Consider the following 13,721-nt stretch of genomic DNA (forward strand, 5'->3'; position numbering starts at 1 on the left):
TTCCGTTGAGGGGGCGCTGTTGTTGTCGTGGAGCAGTCGCTGTTCAGCCCTTCCGTGTTGCGGGTGCGTGATCAGTCGAGGCGTGAGCGGGACGACTGGTCGTACAGGCCCGTCAGCCGCCAGCCGTCGTCGCGGGCCACTCGCTCGAAGACCGCGATCTTTCGCGCGAGTCCCTCCGGGTCGCCGATGTCGCACCACCGGCCCGAGACGGCCTCGGCCCACTCCTCCTCCCCTCTCACCAACGGCAGTCCCCGCACGGCGAGATGCAGTGCGAGCGTCGACCGCGCGTAGTACCGGACGGCGTTCAGCTCATCGCGGGTACGGTCGTACTGCTCGGTCTCCCGCAGGCACAGCCGCCCGTCGACGGCGTCGGCGACGAGCAGCGGGACCATGGCTCCGGGCGCGCGCAGGTCCGGATCCGCGACGAGGAACGTCAACTCGCCCCCGTTCTCCCTGACTTCGTACCGGGGCAGATACGACAGCCGGGCGAGCCCGAGCGCGTGCTTCCACGACGTCACCCATAGGCCCCGGTTGAGGTAGTAGCGAACGCTCCGCTGCCAGGTCCAGCACGTGTCGAGACGGAAACCGTGCAGGCTCTCGGCGCGGCACGCCTCGTACACCGTGTCCAGCGTCGACGAGGCGAGGCCGCGCCGCCGGGCGACGGGATGGACGTACAGCGACGAGACGCGCAAAGACCCCACGCCGCTCGGCCAGGTGTCCACGGCGACGGTCCCGAGCGGCCCTCTCGGCCGTCCTCCTTCCCTGTCTTCGGCGGCGTCCCAGATCCAGTACCTCCTGCAGTAGTCGTCGTTGTGTTCGTACTCCCGTCCGGATGCCCCCAGCCGGAGGCGTAGCCGCTTCTCGTGCGAGGCCGTGAGCGAGTCCGGGTCGGTGCACTCGCCGAGGGCGCCCTCTGCGAGTGAGGCCAGGTCCCAGAGGCCGAACCGGTGTCCTTCGGCGTGCCCGACCGGGCGCAGGTCGGGGCACGCCGACAGGCGTTCGTGCACGCGGAGGGCGAGATCGTCTTCCATGGCCGGAGCGTAGGGACGTGGGTGGTCTGCCTGTCCGGCCCGGGAGGGGATCTCACCTGGGGGTTCACCTTGGCGGTGGACCCGCTCATTGGTCGTGCGTTTGCCTCTCGCACTCCTGTTCAAGTGGTGGGTACGCCTCGGCGATGGCCGCGCAGATCCGTCGGCGGAGCAGTTCCTCGGCCTCGGCCCGGCCGGAGTCCCGCTCGCCTCCCGGCAGACCGTCCAGGAGCTGGTCGTAGTGGCTCATCCGGTGCCTGAGATAGTCGACCTTCCAGGGGGCTAGAGTGGCACGGCCGACGCGGCCTGTCTCCTGTGCGGAGTCGCCGTCGGCCAGTTCGATCGGGCCGCCGGCCGTCGCCTCCCGTCGCGCCCGGTGTTCCACCGCCCGCAGGGCCAGCTTGCCCGGTTCCAGACGCGGTACCTCGATCGGCTCGGTCCTGATCCGTTCCAGGATCTCCAGCCGTCGGCGCCGCACCGCGTTCCGCACCGCTTCCGATCGCCGTGCCGAGGATTCCGACACCCTTCGGAACTCGTCGGTCCGCTCGGCCGCCGCGACCCGCTCGACGCGGTACAGCCTGACCTGCGGCGCCGCCCTGAGCCGCGGATTGACGCTCAGGCGGTCCGGTGGCCCGAGCAGCCGGTGCACCATCCCGCCGGTCCATCCGCGAGTCCGCAGTCCCGCCAAGGAGACGTACCGCTGCCCGTCCTCTTCGTATCCTTCAAAGCTCTGACAGTCCTGAGGTTCCCGACTGTCCTCGTAGCTCTGATCACCGGCATGGCAAGCCATGGCTACCTCCCCCGTAGCTCGATCGTGACACTCTGTGACGACACCTCCCATTGAAGCGCCCACCACTGACAATCACCCGAGTCGTCCTGGAGTCAGGAGCGGAACCTGGTTCCGATGTGCACGCCCTCATCGCCGCGAGGTCCGTCGGGGCCGATCTCCATGGCTCTGATACCCGGCTGGGCCAGGGTGACAGCGATTTTCTTGTGCCATGGCGTTGGTGGGCACGCAGATCGCGATCTGTTCCAGATGGATGTCACTCCACTCGGCGACCAACTCGGCGGTGGCCTGGCGCTCGCTCTCCCAGTCGGCGCACGGATGAAGTTCGGGTCGGGCACCGCTCAGCACCGAGCGGTAACCGGCCAGGGTGTCCTCGCCGCCGTTGAGGTCGTCGAAGGTCTCGCCGCTCAGCACCCCGAGTGCTGATCCAAGGATCTGCCGTGTGGTCCGGTAACTGAGGGTGAGCTTCGCTGAGCGGCCCCGGATGTTGATGCCGAGACTGCCCAGGGTCACCTGGTTGTTGTAGATGCGCTGGTGGGTGTCACCGACGAGGAAGACGTCATTGCGGTCCCGCGCGACCATGGCGCGTAGCAGCTTCCGATGGCCCGGCCGAAGATCCTGGGCCTCATCGACGACGATGTGGCGGTAGCGGTACCGCAGCCAGCCGGCGGAACCGTCCTGGAGGTGTGTGAGTGGCTGGCGCCTTGAGCCGGCCGGGCACGGAGCACTGACCAGCATCCGCCGCCCCCACAGGTCGCACCAGCACCGCACCGATGGCCTCCTCGCCCCTCCCTAGGATGTGCCTCTGGACTGCTACGGCGTTGCGCTCGCACCAGTGCGTGACGCAGGCCACAGGAACTCCTCCCGTGTCGCGGAGAGAAGTGGTCGTGAGGGACTCAGAAAACGATGTGCGTCGCCGTGTGCGCGAGGGGGACCGAGAAGCGTTCGCCCTGCTGTACGAGCAGTTCGCCCGCGCCGTCTACAACCACGGGCTGCGATTGACGGGCGACTGGTCGACAGCCGAAGAGATCATGTCCGAAACGTTCCTGACCGCGTGGCGGACCCGTGTTCGGGTGCACGAGGACGGCGGCTCCCTGCTGCCCTGGCTGCTGGGCATCGCCACCCACAAGGCGGACAACACCCGCCGGGGAGTCCGCAGACGGCAGTTGTTCCTGGCGCGTCAACCGCAGCCACGCGTGGAGGAGGACTTCGCGCCTCGGACGATCGGGCGCATCGACGACGCACGGTACCTGCGTGCCGTGCAGACCGCGCTGGGACGGCTGCGGCGCCAGGAGCGGGAGGTACTGGCCCTGTGCGTGTGGTCCGGCCTGGACTATCAGCAGACGGCCGAAGCACTGGGCATCGCCGTCGGAACCGTACGGTCCCGCCTGTCGCGTGCCCGCAAGAAGCTCGCTGACCTCGCGGAAGAAGACCGGGAACCACCAACCGCCCGCGGAGAGATGACAAGTGCGGCCGCGATCGCGGCCCTGCCCGTACGGGAGGAGCTCACATGAACGACGACACCACCGGCGCTTCCCCGGAGCGGCACGGCGACCGCGAGGAGATCGCCCGCCTGCTCCCGGCCCCGGCCGACTGGGACCTTCCGCGCGAGCAGCACCTTCGTCACAGGGACCTTCTGATGCACCACATCGACCACGACCAGGTTGCCCGTACCCGGCCGGCCCGCCGGCTGCTGCGGCCCGCGGTCCTGGCGCCGGCGACCGCTCTGGCCCTGGCCTGCGCGGTGACCGCGGGGATCGCGCTGACCGGCGGCGACCCGGCGCCCGCCGGCACCGCGTCGCACCGTGCGGCCACGGACATGCAGCCCGCCGCCGCACTCCTGAACCGGATCTCCGACGCCACGGAGACGCGCGTCGGCCCCACGGTGCGCAACGACCAGTTCGTCTACACCAGGGAGAAGACCCGCGGGGCCGACCTGACCAGCGGGAAGGCTGTCCTCAGCCCACTGATGGACCGTGAGGTGTGGGCCGCTCAGGAGCCAGGGCCCCTGCGGAAGCTCGGCCTGATCCGGGAGGACGGTGAGACGTTCCCCGTCAACGCCGAACTCGGTGACACCAAGGGCACACCCGCCGGTATCAACCGGCCCACCTACCGCTGGCTCAGCTCGCTGCCCACCGACCCCGACAAGCTGCTGACCTATCTGTACGCCAAGACCCCGCAGGCCGATGGACGGGAACGCGACCAGGCGGTGTTCGAGCAGATCGGATCCTTGCTCGGCGGGGTGATGCCGCCCCGTACGGCCGCCGCCCTCTACCGGGCCGCGGCGAAGATCCCGGGTGTCACCCCGGCCCCTCAGGCCCGCGACGCGATCGGTCGCAAGGGCCTCGGTATCGCCCGCGACGACACGCGGTACGGCATCCGGACCGAGTGGGTCTTCGACGAGAAGGACTTCGCCTTCCTGGGCTCCCGCAGCTACCTGACCAAGGACGCCCCCTACGGAAAGGCCGGGACCCTGCTGTCCAGCGAGGCCGAGCTGGAACACGCCGTCGTCGACGAAGCCGGCCGACAGCCCACCGACGCGGAGCGGACACAGACCATGCGCCAAAGCTGACCGCCGGAGGCGGTGCTGCGGCGCAGGCCGCAGCACCGCCCCAAGGACTCGGGCAATGTGGAGACGTGGATCAAGGTGGGGCATGTCCAGCACATGAGCCCCTGGGCAGAGCCGTAGGTGTAGTGGGCTTTCTCGTTGTCGGACTTCCGCTGCCGATCGCGGGATCCGCGATTCACACCATGTACTCGGTCAAAACGCCCCCAGCGGCCGTGTGGAGCGTTGCCTTTGATATGGGGGTGTTGGTGGCCAGCGTGGTGGTCGCTGCCGCGCTCTACATCGTTCTGGTTTTGGCGCTCGACTGGTCGGATGACGCCATGTTCGGCGGGTGCGTCGTGCACGTCGTCACCGGCATCGGGCTCTTCGTCACCGCCACTGTGATGGATGCGGAGATCCTGCCGCAGCTGACTCAGGCCGGCCGTTTTGTCGTGAAGTACCTGGGCCCACTGTGACCGAGGCCCCGTCCTCCGACTCGGGGCCGGGCAGCTCCAGCTCCACGTCCGTGCCCCGGCCGTCCGCGCCGACCTCTACCCGGAAGCCGCCGCTGTCCTCGGCGGAGGCGTCGTCCTGGTAGCGAAGGAGAGAGAAAGGCCGAAGCCTGTCAGGACTTGTCACAGTCCTGACAGAATTCGTTTCACTGATGCCTGCATTCGTCGGGCAGGCTCGCTGTCACCGGCCGACTGTGGCTCGCAGCAAACGAGCGAAGAACTCCCGTCCCTCCATGATCGTCGACGTCGGTACGGACGCTTCGGCGTTGCCACTGGCGGTCCCGTACAGACGAACGCGGGTGACCGTCCAGCCGGTGGCCGTCGGCGGGGCCGGCGGAGAAGGGGGCGTCTGGCCGGTGTACTCGTGGCTCATCGTGGACCTTTCTTTTCGGGCCCCGCATGGATGCAGCGGGCTGATTCGATGGTCGCTGAGATGCCGCCGCGGAAAAATGGGGGTAACCCTGGTGCGGGACGACTCGGAAGGGGGATGTCCTCTGTTTCATTCCGGGGCGTGATCGTCGTGGCCCATGGGGTCGTTGAGATACGCGAGCACGATCAGCACACGGATGTTCACCCGTAACTCACGCTCTTCCTCGGGCGAGGGGAGGCCGTAGGCCCGCCTGATACCTCGGATGTGCCCCTCGACTGTCCCTTCGGACATGCCGAGCCGGTCAGCGATCGCCTTGTTCGTGAACCCTCGTGCGATCAGCTCGGCGACCTTCTTCTGTGTCGGGGTCAGTTTTCCGCCGCGGGCCGCCAGGCCTTGCAGCTCCGCGTCGATGCAGATGCCTCCGGCGTCCACCGTGCGCGCGTATTCGAGTAACTGGGTGACGCCCGTGAGTTTGTCCTTGAGTAGATAGCCGATCCGGCCGCCCTGTTGTCCGATGTTCATGATTTCGAGGGCGATACGTAGCTCGTCATGTTTAGACATGACGAGCAGGGCGACTTCGGGGAACCTGCGTCGGATACTCCGCGCCGCTGTCAGCCCGGCGAACGATCCCTCGTCAGAAGCCCAGAAATCGACGTCCAGCACGATCACGTCGGGAGCCGGACCTTGTGCGAGTCGTTTGTTGGTCTCCTTGACCGACCTTGCTTGACTTACCTCGATTCCTCGCGCCCTCAGGCGTGGTGCGAGCAGATCGTGGAACAGGGGCGCGTCGTCGGAGATCATGATGTGCACGGAAGTTCCGCCTTCACGGTTGTACCCACGCCAAGTGGGCTGTCGATGCTGATGTTTCCGCCGAGTACGGTCACCAACTCGCGTGCTCGTCGGCTGCCGACGCCCCATGACTGCGGCGAGTCGGCGCCTCCCACGCCGTCGTCGGTGACCTCGACGACCAGCCAGTCGCGCCGATGGGTGACCTTGACCTGTATTCGATGGGCGTGCGCATGTGTTCTGGCGTTGCGCACCGCCTCGCTGATTACTCGATAGGCGACATGTTCGACCCGCTGCGGACAGCGGGTTTCCGGAATGGTCACGTCTTTCGAGGGGAGGCGAAGTTTGTCGAACAGTGATGTGACGCCGGCGTTGAGGCCGAAATCGAGCGCCGAGGGATACAACTCGAAGGCGAACTCTTTGATCTGGTTCTGCAGTTCTTTGGACCTGGCTATACCGTCCTGTACGAGGTCGACAACCCCTGGCTCCGCCTGTTCGCCCAGTTCGTCCTTGAGCTCGTGGAGAGTGATCAGAACACCGATGACCGCGTCCTGTCCGCCGTCATGGAGCACGCTCTGGAGTTCCTTACGGTGTTTGATCTCCAGGTCGATCAACATGTTGAGGCTCCTGCGCAACTGTGCCTGAAGGGCTTCTTTGGCCAGGATTATTCGGGTCACGGTCGCGACCGACTGCAATTGCCGGGCACCGGTTAGTGATGAGTCATGAATCAGAACGCCAAGTGGCTGTCCGCGCCATTCCAGAAGTGTCACGTCGCGGCTTGCTTCGTTCGGGAATTCGACAGTTTCTCCCTTCGGGCTTGCGTATCGCTTTTGATCGGGAAGCCACGGGTAGATCTCGATCTCAGGGTCACCGAGCCACTTGGCGAGGAGTTCCCGGTAGTCCGCGCTTTCCGTCTGCTCGAAGTGGGCAAGTCGTTCGAAAGCTCCGGCTCGGCCGATCCATTCCCGAAAATAACCGACCTGGCTGGCAACGGGAACAATGAGCACAGCCGTGGCATACCCGAAGAGCAGGGCGTAGTTCATTTGGACAGCGGCGTGCGTCAGGGCGACGACCAGGAATCCGGCAACGATCACCATCGCCAGGGCGGCGGAGAACCAGACCGGTGCGGCGCTTCTCCGCATCGGCGGCCTCTCTGTCCGCCAGCGGCGGATCACCAGAACGAAAACGGCGGCACAGAGAACCATCCCGGCTACGGTTCCGGCAGGCGCCCATGGTGAGTAGCCAGCCGCGTTCGGATCGCCCCAGACCTGTGGTGGGGGTGAATCCTCGACGAGGTACCGTGCTGTCTGGGTCACCAGAATGGCGCTGTACAGGCCGACGACCACCACGGTTGTGGCGGGGTCCCGCAAGCGGCCGGTAGGAAAGCTCAGAACAATGTGAGCCATGATCGCAGCGTTGAAGAAGAACAGACAGAACCCGACTCCGAACAGGAATCGGTTTTCACTGAACTGCAGGTCGCCGATATACCAAGTCATCCCATAGGCAACCAGTAGGGCCCCCATGCGGATCAGGTGCGGCCCCCGCAGCAGCATGACGATTCCTGCCACCAGTGCGAGCATGCCCGCGCTTTGCACAGGGATCTGCATCCACCACGGCCATGGCGCTTCGCCCACGGACAGCGAAAAGGCGTACATCGCGAAGACCCCGCAGCCCAGCGACACCACGGCGACAGCCGCCGCCAGAGACGGGGTGAGCGCAGCCGGTTCGGCAGCCCTGTCATCCTGTCCACCCAACCGCACTCCGGGCATTTCGGGCGTTCCGTGATCGGTGTTCGGCATCCCCACATGCTCGGTATTCGGCGGGTCCGACACCAGCAGGTATCCCTCGCTTTTGTCCTCGGCCGTCAAGGCTCACCCGGCTGGCGGTCCCGATGCCGGACGCTTCCCGTGGACCATGCGCCTGGAGTGTCCGGCAGGTCGAGAATATCCGTCAAAGATCTCTGTTCTCCTGGTATTTCACGAACCTGGTGGAGGCGGTGACTGGTGCGGAGAGATGCGACTCGGCCCATACGGTCTTGCCGGGGGCGGCGCGTCGACGAGGAGGAGACCCCGGCCGGACTCGGTGTCACCGTCGGGAACCTGGTGGGTGGTTGTGGGCTGACTCTCGGCGCGGGTGTCGGTGACCTCTACGCGGAAGACGGTCCCGTTCGGTCCGAGGGTGAGACGGAGGTGGAAGTCGCGGCCGGGGACGTGGCCGTGGCGGACGGCGTTCGCGGTGAGTTCGGCCGCGATGAGGGTCAGGGTCTCGTTGGTGGGGGTCGTGTAGGGGTAGCCCCATTCGTTCAGGCGGTGGGAGACCAGACGTCGGGATGAGGGCGGCTTGCAGGCTGGGGCTGGTGTTGAAGGGGATCATCCTCCGCCAGGCCGGTCGGAAGTACGAGGTAGACGGCCTACCCATCCCAGGAGTCCTGGTTCGCGAGATACATCGCCTCGTCAGACGTCCGTACGTAGTTGGTCACGGGTACCTATGTCTCGTCCAGTTCCGGAGGAACGAGCGCGTCCCAGTCACTGTTGCTTCGGCAGGGGACCCTGGGCTCCTTCGAGAAGGGAAGCGCCGATGACAGCGCCCTCCACCGGCTTCGCCAGCGGGTTCTCACACGATTGCGTTCATAAAGAACGCCGGTTTCCCGCGAACCGTCACATCCCCGAAATACTTGCGGCCCATCTCCTCCACCGCCCCGATCTACCGTGGACACCACCGCCCGGCCGACGTCGCCCGAAGGCATCGCACCCCCGCCCTCGCCCGACAGGAGCTCTGTGTCCCGCCCCAGCAGCACGCGCCCGCGTTTCGCCCTGCCGCCCTGGCTCGCCCACGCGCTGCGCGCCCAAAGAGGGCCCGTTCCGTGGAACGCGGTCATCCGAGGTGCGCTGGCCGCCGGACCGCTGCTGCTGGCCGGCGTGCTCACCGACCGCACCTCCCTCGGCGTCGTCGCCGCGCTGGGTGCCATGCTCGCCGGGATCAACGACCGGCCTGGCAGTCGGCGTTCCTCCGTCAGGCGGCTCGGCGTGCCCGCGGCCGCAGGGGCCGTCGGGCTGGTCGTCGGGACGTACGCCGGACAGCAGTTCACAGCCGTGCCGCTGACCCTTCTCCTCACCGTTCTCGGACTCCTCGCGGGCGGCATCAGCGCCATCGGGCCCGTCGCGTCCGGCGCCGGTACGCAGCTGCTCGTCGCCGCCGCCATCGGGGCCGGGATGCCGTTGCCCGAGCCGGGCTGGCAACGGGCGCTGTTCTTCGTCGCGGGCGCCGGCTGGCTGGTCGCCCTGCGGCTCGCGCTGCCCACGCCCGGTGCCACCGCCGGTGACTTCCGCTTCGACGGGGAACGCGCCGCCGTCGCCGCCGTGTACGACGCCGTCGCCCACCTCCTCGACGCCGCCGGTACGGACGAGGCCGGCGCTCGGCGCGTCGCCCTCACCGCAGCTCTCGACCACGCCCAGGACGCGCTCGGCGGACCCCGGCTCCGCCAGTACGCCAGTTCCGCGGACGAGCGACGGCTGCGCACCCAGTACGCCGCCGCGTTGCCCCTCGCCGAGGCCGCGACCGCCCTCGCCTGGACCGGGGACGCCCTCCACGCGCGCGTGGCGGAAGGGCCTCGGCGCCTCGCCGCCGCCGTAAGGACCAACACGCACACCGGGCCGCTGCCCGCCCCCGCCCGTTCCGCGCCGGGGCTGCGCGCCCTCGACGACGCGCTGCTGCACGCCGCCGACGCCTTCGACCGGGGCGCCGACACGGATGACCTGCACACGCGGCGCCGTACCGTCGCGGCCCTCCTGCGCACCGCCGTCGACTCCGGTGGGCGCGAGTACGGACTGCGGGTGGCGCTCTGTTTCGGAGCCGGTGCGGCCGTCGCGCAGGCGACCCACCACGCCCACTGGTACTGGATCCCGGCCACCGCCGTCTTCCTCGTCAAGCCCGACCTCGGACCGCTCGTCTCGCGCGTCCTGTGCCGAGCGGCGGGGACGGTGCTCGGGGCCGTCGTCTTCGCCGGGCTCGCCGCCGTACTGCCCCGGCCCGAGGGGCTCGTCGCGCTCGTCGCAGTGAGTGGCGCGCTCATCCCGGTCGCCACCCGGCACTTCGCCGCCCAGACCGCTGTCGTCACGGTGCTCGTGCTCGCCCTCGTGATGGTGGGCGGAGAGCCCCAGGCCTCGTGGAGCCGGATCCTCGAGACTCTGGTCGCCTGTGCCCTCGTACTCATCGTCGGGCATCTGCCGATGCCCGGGCAGCGCGGCGGGGGCGTACGGGCGCGACTGGCGCGGGCCGCCGAGGCCGCGCAGGTGTACCTCCAGCATGTGATGAGCGGCTCGGACGACCGGCACGCGCGCTGGATGCTGCGCCGCGAGGCGTATCGTGCGCTCGCCGAGGCCCGTACGGCCATCGCGCACTCCGCGGCCGAACTGCCCGCCCTGGCACGGCACACCGAGGGGACGGAGGAGGTCGCCGCCACCCTCGAACGACTTGTTGACACAGCGACCGCCTGCGCCGTGCACCTCGACGACACGGGACGCCTCACCCGCCGGCACACCGAACACCTCACCGAGCTACTGGACGAACTCGCCGAGCGGCGTGAGCGCGCCGGCCTGCGGATGCGGGTCCCGAAGACGGGCGAGACGCCGCTCGCCGGTTGACGTCGGCCGGTGCCTGCCCGTTCTCGAGGTTCGCGCCGCCCGCCGGTACGAGCACGTCGTACGGTGGCCGTATGACGCCTTCTCCCGCTGCTCCCGCGGATCTCGTCATCACCGGTTGTGCCGCCCTCCTCCACCCTGACGCCGGCGAGGGGATCGAGTTCGCCGAGGACGCCTCGATCGTCGTACGCGGAGGGATCATCGAGGCGATCGGCGTGGACGTCGATATCCCGGATGCCGTCGAACGCATCGACGCGCGCGGGCAGTTGGCCATGCCGGGGCTCATCAACTGCCATACGCACGCCCCGATGGTCGCGCTGCGCGGGGTCGCCGAGGACCTGCCCACCGCGGAGTGGTTCAACGACGTCGTGTGGCCGATCGAGTCCAACCTCACCGGCATCGACGTGGAGTTGGGCGCGCGGCTCGCCTGTGCCGAGATGATCCGTGGCGGTGTCACCTGCTTCGCCGACCACTACTTCTCGATGGACACCGTCGCCGCGGTGGTCGAGGAGTGCGGGATCCGGGCGCACCTGGGGGAGGCGTACTTCTCCTCGCAGGGGCCCCAAGGGCGGGAGAAGTCGCTGGAGTTCGCGCTGCGCCACCGGGGCGGCGCAGACGGCCGCATCACCACCACCCTCGCCCCGCACGCCCCGTACACCGTCGACGACGCCGACCTCGCCGCCACCGCCGACCTCGCCCGCGAACACGGCCTGCCCCTGCACATCCACGCCGCCGAGAACCGCGACCAGACCGACACCAGTCTCGCCCGGCACGGCCTCACCCCGATCGAGGTCCTGGCCCGCACCGGCATCCTGACCGGTGACCTCGACGTCCTCATCGCGCACGGCACCGGCATCATCGAGCGCGACCTCCCCGTCCTGGAGCGCACGGGCGGACGTACGGCCGTGGCGACCGCGCCCCGCGGATACCTCAGGTTCGCCTGGCCCACCACCACTCCGGTACGCGCCCTGCGCGAGATCGGCGTCCCTGTCGGGCTCGCCACCGACGGCGCCGCTTCCAACAGCTCGCTCGACGTGTGGGAGTCCATGGCGCTCACCTCGCTGATCCAGAAGTCGACCGAGGGCGACCCCCGCTGGCTGACCTCCCGTCAGGCCCTGCACCACGCCACGTCGCAGAGCGCACGGGCGGTGGGACTCGGCGAGCGGATCGGCAGCCTGGCGCCCGGCCGGAAGGCCGACATCATCCTCGTCGACCTCACCGGGCCGCACACCCAGCCCGTGCACGACCTCGCCGCCACCCTTGTCCACAGCGCCCGCTCCTCGGACGTCCGTACGACGATCGTCGACGGCCGCGTCCTCATGCGCGACCGCGAGCTGCTGACCCTGGACGTGCCGGGCATCGTCCGGGAGCTGGCGGAGCGGCTGCCCGCGCTCGTCGACCGGAGCCACGGCAGGCGGATCCAGGAGTACGACACCTGAAGTTTCCCCGCCGCCGATGAGAGGCGTTGCCGCGAGCTCACCCCCGTGGGGGCGCCCCGGGCAGCGAGCGCGTGCGCCATCACGACGCGTACAACGACTGATACGGGAGGTTACAAAGGGGGTGTAGGGGATGTAACAGGGTGAGTTCATCCTCACATCTGGCGGTGAACGAGTGTCAACTACGTCTCAGTACGGTCACTTGGCGAGGCCCTTTCCCCATGATGAGCGTTTAAGTCTATGAGATCAGCGCTACATGGAGGTGCAGGGTGAACGGGCGAAAGGTGCTCGAACGCTTTCCCGCCGGCGGACCCCGCGGTTCCTGGCCCGCGGAGGAGTTCGCGCAGGCACGGCGGCTTGAGGGTCAGGCCGCGGAGGTCGTCATGGACCTCGCGACGGACACGTTCCTCGTGATCGTCCGGGGCGGGGTCGTGGGGGAGTGAGGCGGTCGCCGGGCCCTTCGGGGGAGGGCCCTCAGGCGCTGATCGGCCTCGACCACGTAGGAATCGTCCCCGTCACCTGGCACAGGGCGAGGTAGAGCGGTATCGGCGGGGTGTACGGGAGGGTGTCGTGCGGGCGGTGCAGGAGGGGCGGGATGTGCGGGGCGTCGAGGACCACCGCTCCCGTGGTGTAGTGCGCCGGGGCCGGCCACTCCAGGGCGTAGTCGGAGTCGGCGGGGACGAGCCACCACCAGTGACCCGCGTCCGCGTACACACAGCCCACACGCGGTAGCCGGGGGAGTATCTGGGGGCCGAAGCGGGCGGGTACCGCCACCGCGTCGCAGCCCAGGGGGGCGGTCATGCCGTCCGGTATGGGCAGGCGCAGGGGAGTTTCCGGACGGGGCGGACTGTGCAGGCCTCGCTTCACGCGCACCAGCGTGTCCATGCTGACGACCCGGCCCCCCGTGGACGAACCCCTTACACCCATTCGGCCTCTGTCCCCGTCCCCGTTGTCGCGTGCCCTTGGAACCTGTGGCGCCCGTGGTGTCCGTTATGCGCCTGCGTGTCGTCGGCGGGCTCCGGTTCCGGGTCGCCGGCCGTGCCGGGGCGGGGTGGTGGCGCGCCCCAGCCGAGGTCACCGCGGGCAGCGATGCCGCCGGCGCCCGCATCGGCCGCCCGGGCGAGTTCCGCCCAGACCAGCAGGCCGGGACCGTGTTCCTGGGCGCCCCAGGCCCTGCACATGGCTTCGACGAGCAGTAGTCCCCTTCCCTGCTCGTCATCGGGGCGCTGCGGCGACTGGTGGGGCACGCCGGGCGCACAGCCCTCGTCACGCACCGCTATGCGCACCAGCTCGTCACCGTCGTGCAGCTCGCAGACTATGTGGCTGCTCGCGGTGTGCACGATGGCGTTGGTGACCAGCTCGGTGACGACCAGGGCCGCCGTGTCACAGGTGTCCTCGCAGACCGACCAGCCCGTGAGCCTGGCGCGCGTCAGGCGGCGGGCCTGCGCGGGCGAGCCCGGATGGGCGGCCAGCTCGAAGCGGAACCGGCGCTCGGCCGCCGTACCGGGGCGCAGCGCGGCTGCGGCCCCGGGACCGGAGCGGTCCGCGGCGGCGTCTGTTCCTAAGGGCGGGGACGGAATCACGCTTGCCACTATCTCCCCGCCGTGAACACTTGGC

14 protein-coding genes and 1 pseudogene are annotated in these 13,721 nt (G+C 68.8%); 6 read left to right on the forward strand and 9 right to left on the reverse strand.

Annotated elements, in window-relative coordinates; all coding sequences use genetic code 11:
* Nucleotides 1-71 precede the first annotated feature (71 nt).
* The 3 genes and pseudogenes from OG734_RS37105 to OG734_RS37115 form a co-directional block, all read right to left on the reverse strand.
* Nucleotides 72-1,031: a GNAT family N-acetyltransferase gene (locus OG734_RS37105; protein ID WP_330291802.1), complete on the reverse strand. Its 960-nt coding sequence runs from the start codon at nucleotides 1,029-1,031 to the stop codon at nucleotides 72-74.
* Between the two features lie 85 nt (nucleotides 1,032-1,116).
* Nucleotides 1,117-1,680, reverse strand: coding sequence for a hypothetical protein (locus OG734_RS37110; RefSeq protein WP_330291803.1), 564 nt, complete (start codon nucleotides 1,678-1,680; stop codon nucleotides 1,117-1,119).
* 236 nt (nucleotides 1,681-1,916) lie between these two features.
* A pseudogene (locus OG734_RS37115) lies at nucleotides 1,917-2,502 on the reverse strand (UvrD-helicase domain-containing protein); the annotation flags it as partial.
* Nucleotides 2,503-2,723: 221 nt separating this feature from the next.
* On the opposite strand from OG734_RS37115, the gene OG734_RS37120 reads away from it, so the two are divergent.
* The 3 genes from OG734_RS37120 to OG734_RS37130 all read left to right on the forward strand — a co-directional run bounded on the left by OG734_RS37120 (nucleotide 2,724) and on the right by OG734_RS37130 (nucleotide 4,836).
* On the forward strand, nucleotides 2,724-3,329 hold the full coding sequence (locus tag OG734_RS37120; RefSeq protein WP_330293929.1) for an RNA polymerase sigma factor: 606 nt from the start codon (nucleotides 2,724-2,726) through the stop codon (nucleotides 3,327-3,329).
* Entirely contained in the window at nucleotides 3,326-4,387 is a 1,062-nt protein-coding gene (locus OG734_RS37125) for a CU044_5270 family protein (protein WP_330291804.1), read from the forward strand. Before OG734_RS37120 ends, OG734_RS37125 begins: the two co-directional genes overlap by 4 nt.
* Nucleotides 4,388-4,509: 122 nt before the next feature.
* The gene (locus OG734_RS37130; protein ID WP_330291805.1) at nucleotides 4,510-4,836 is read left to right on the forward strand and encodes a hypothetical protein; all 327 of its coding nucleotides are present in this window, start codon (nucleotides 4,510-4,512) and stop codon (nucleotides 4,834-4,836) included.
* A 217-nt stretch (nucleotides 4,837-5,053) separates the two neighbouring features.
* Here OG734_RS37130 and OG734_RS37135 read toward each other — a convergent pair whose 3' ends face one another.
* The 4 genes from OG734_RS37135 to OG734_RS37150 all read right to left on the reverse strand — a co-directional run bounded on the left by OG734_RS37135 (nucleotide 5,054) and on the right by OG734_RS37150 (nucleotide 8,349).
* Nucleotides 5,054-5,245, reverse strand: coding sequence for a hypothetical protein (locus tag OG734_RS37135; protein ID WP_330291806.1), 192 nt, complete (start codon nucleotides 5,243-5,245; stop codon nucleotides 5,054-5,056).
* Between the two features lie 126 nt (nucleotides 5,246-5,371).
* Complete coding sequence (locus OG734_RS37140; protein ID WP_330291807.1) at nucleotides 5,372-6,043, reverse strand: response regulator transcription factor; 672 nt, start codon at nucleotides 6,041-6,043, stop codon at nucleotides 5,372-5,374.
* A complete protein-coding gene (locus OG734_RS37145) occupies nucleotides 6,040-7,896 on the reverse strand; it encodes a sensor histidine kinase (RefSeq protein WP_330291808.1) in 1,857 nt (618 codons plus the stop codon). The genes OG734_RS37140 and OG734_RS37145 overlap by 4 nt, the downstream gene beginning before the upstream one ends.
* A 108-nt stretch (nucleotides 7,897-8,004) precedes the next feature.
* A complete protein-coding gene (locus OG734_RS37150; protein WP_330293930.1) occupies nucleotides 8,005-8,349 on the reverse strand; it encodes an ATP-binding protein in 345 nt (114 codons plus the stop codon).
* Between the two features lie 456 nt (nucleotides 8,350-8,805).
* Between OG734_RS37150 and OG734_RS37155 the strand changes: the two genes are divergently transcribed.
* The 3 genes from OG734_RS37155 (at nucleotide 8,806) to OG734_RS37165 (ending at nucleotide 12,547) form a co-directional block, all read left to right on the forward strand.
* Entirely contained in the window at nucleotides 8,806-10,671 is a 1,866-nt protein-coding gene (locus OG734_RS37155; RefSeq protein WP_330291809.1) for an FUSC family protein, read from the forward strand.
* Between the two features lie 71 nt (nucleotides 10,672-10,742).
* Nucleotides 10,743-12,107 carry an amidohydrolase gene (locus tag OG734_RS37160; protein ID WP_330291810.1) on the forward strand — a complete coding sequence of 455 codons (1,365 nt, stop codon included), beginning with the start codon at nucleotides 10,743-10,745 and terminating at the stop codon, nucleotides 12,105-12,107.
* Between the two features lie 266 nt (nucleotides 12,108-12,373).
* Nucleotides 12,374-12,547 (forward strand): hypothetical protein, encoded by a 174-nt coding sequence (locus OG734_RS37165; RefSeq protein WP_330291811.1) that lies wholly within the window; start codon nucleotides 12,374-12,376, stop codon nucleotides 12,545-12,547.
* A gap of 31 nt (nucleotides 12,548-12,578) precedes the next feature.
* Here OG734_RS37165 and OG734_RS37170 read toward each other — a convergent pair whose 3' ends face one another.
* Nucleotides 12,579-13,031: a hypothetical protein gene (locus OG734_RS37170; protein ID WP_330291812.1), complete on the reverse strand. Its 453-nt coding sequence runs from the start codon at nucleotides 13,029-13,031 to the stop codon at nucleotides 12,579-12,581.
* The gene (locus OG734_RS37175; RefSeq protein ID WP_330291813.1) at nucleotides 13,022-13,696 is read right to left on the reverse strand and encodes an ATP-binding protein; all 675 of its coding nucleotides are present in this window, start codon (nucleotides 13,694-13,696) and stop codon (nucleotides 13,022-13,024) included. Before OG734_RS37175 ends, OG734_RS37170 begins: the two co-directional genes overlap by 10 nt.
* Nucleotides 13,697-13,721 lie beyond the last annotated feature (25 nt).

It is taken from the genome of Streptomyces sp. NBC_00576, assembly GCF_036345175.1.
GTDB lineage: Bacteria > Actinomycetota > Actinomycetes > Streptomycetales > Streptomycetaceae > Streptomyces.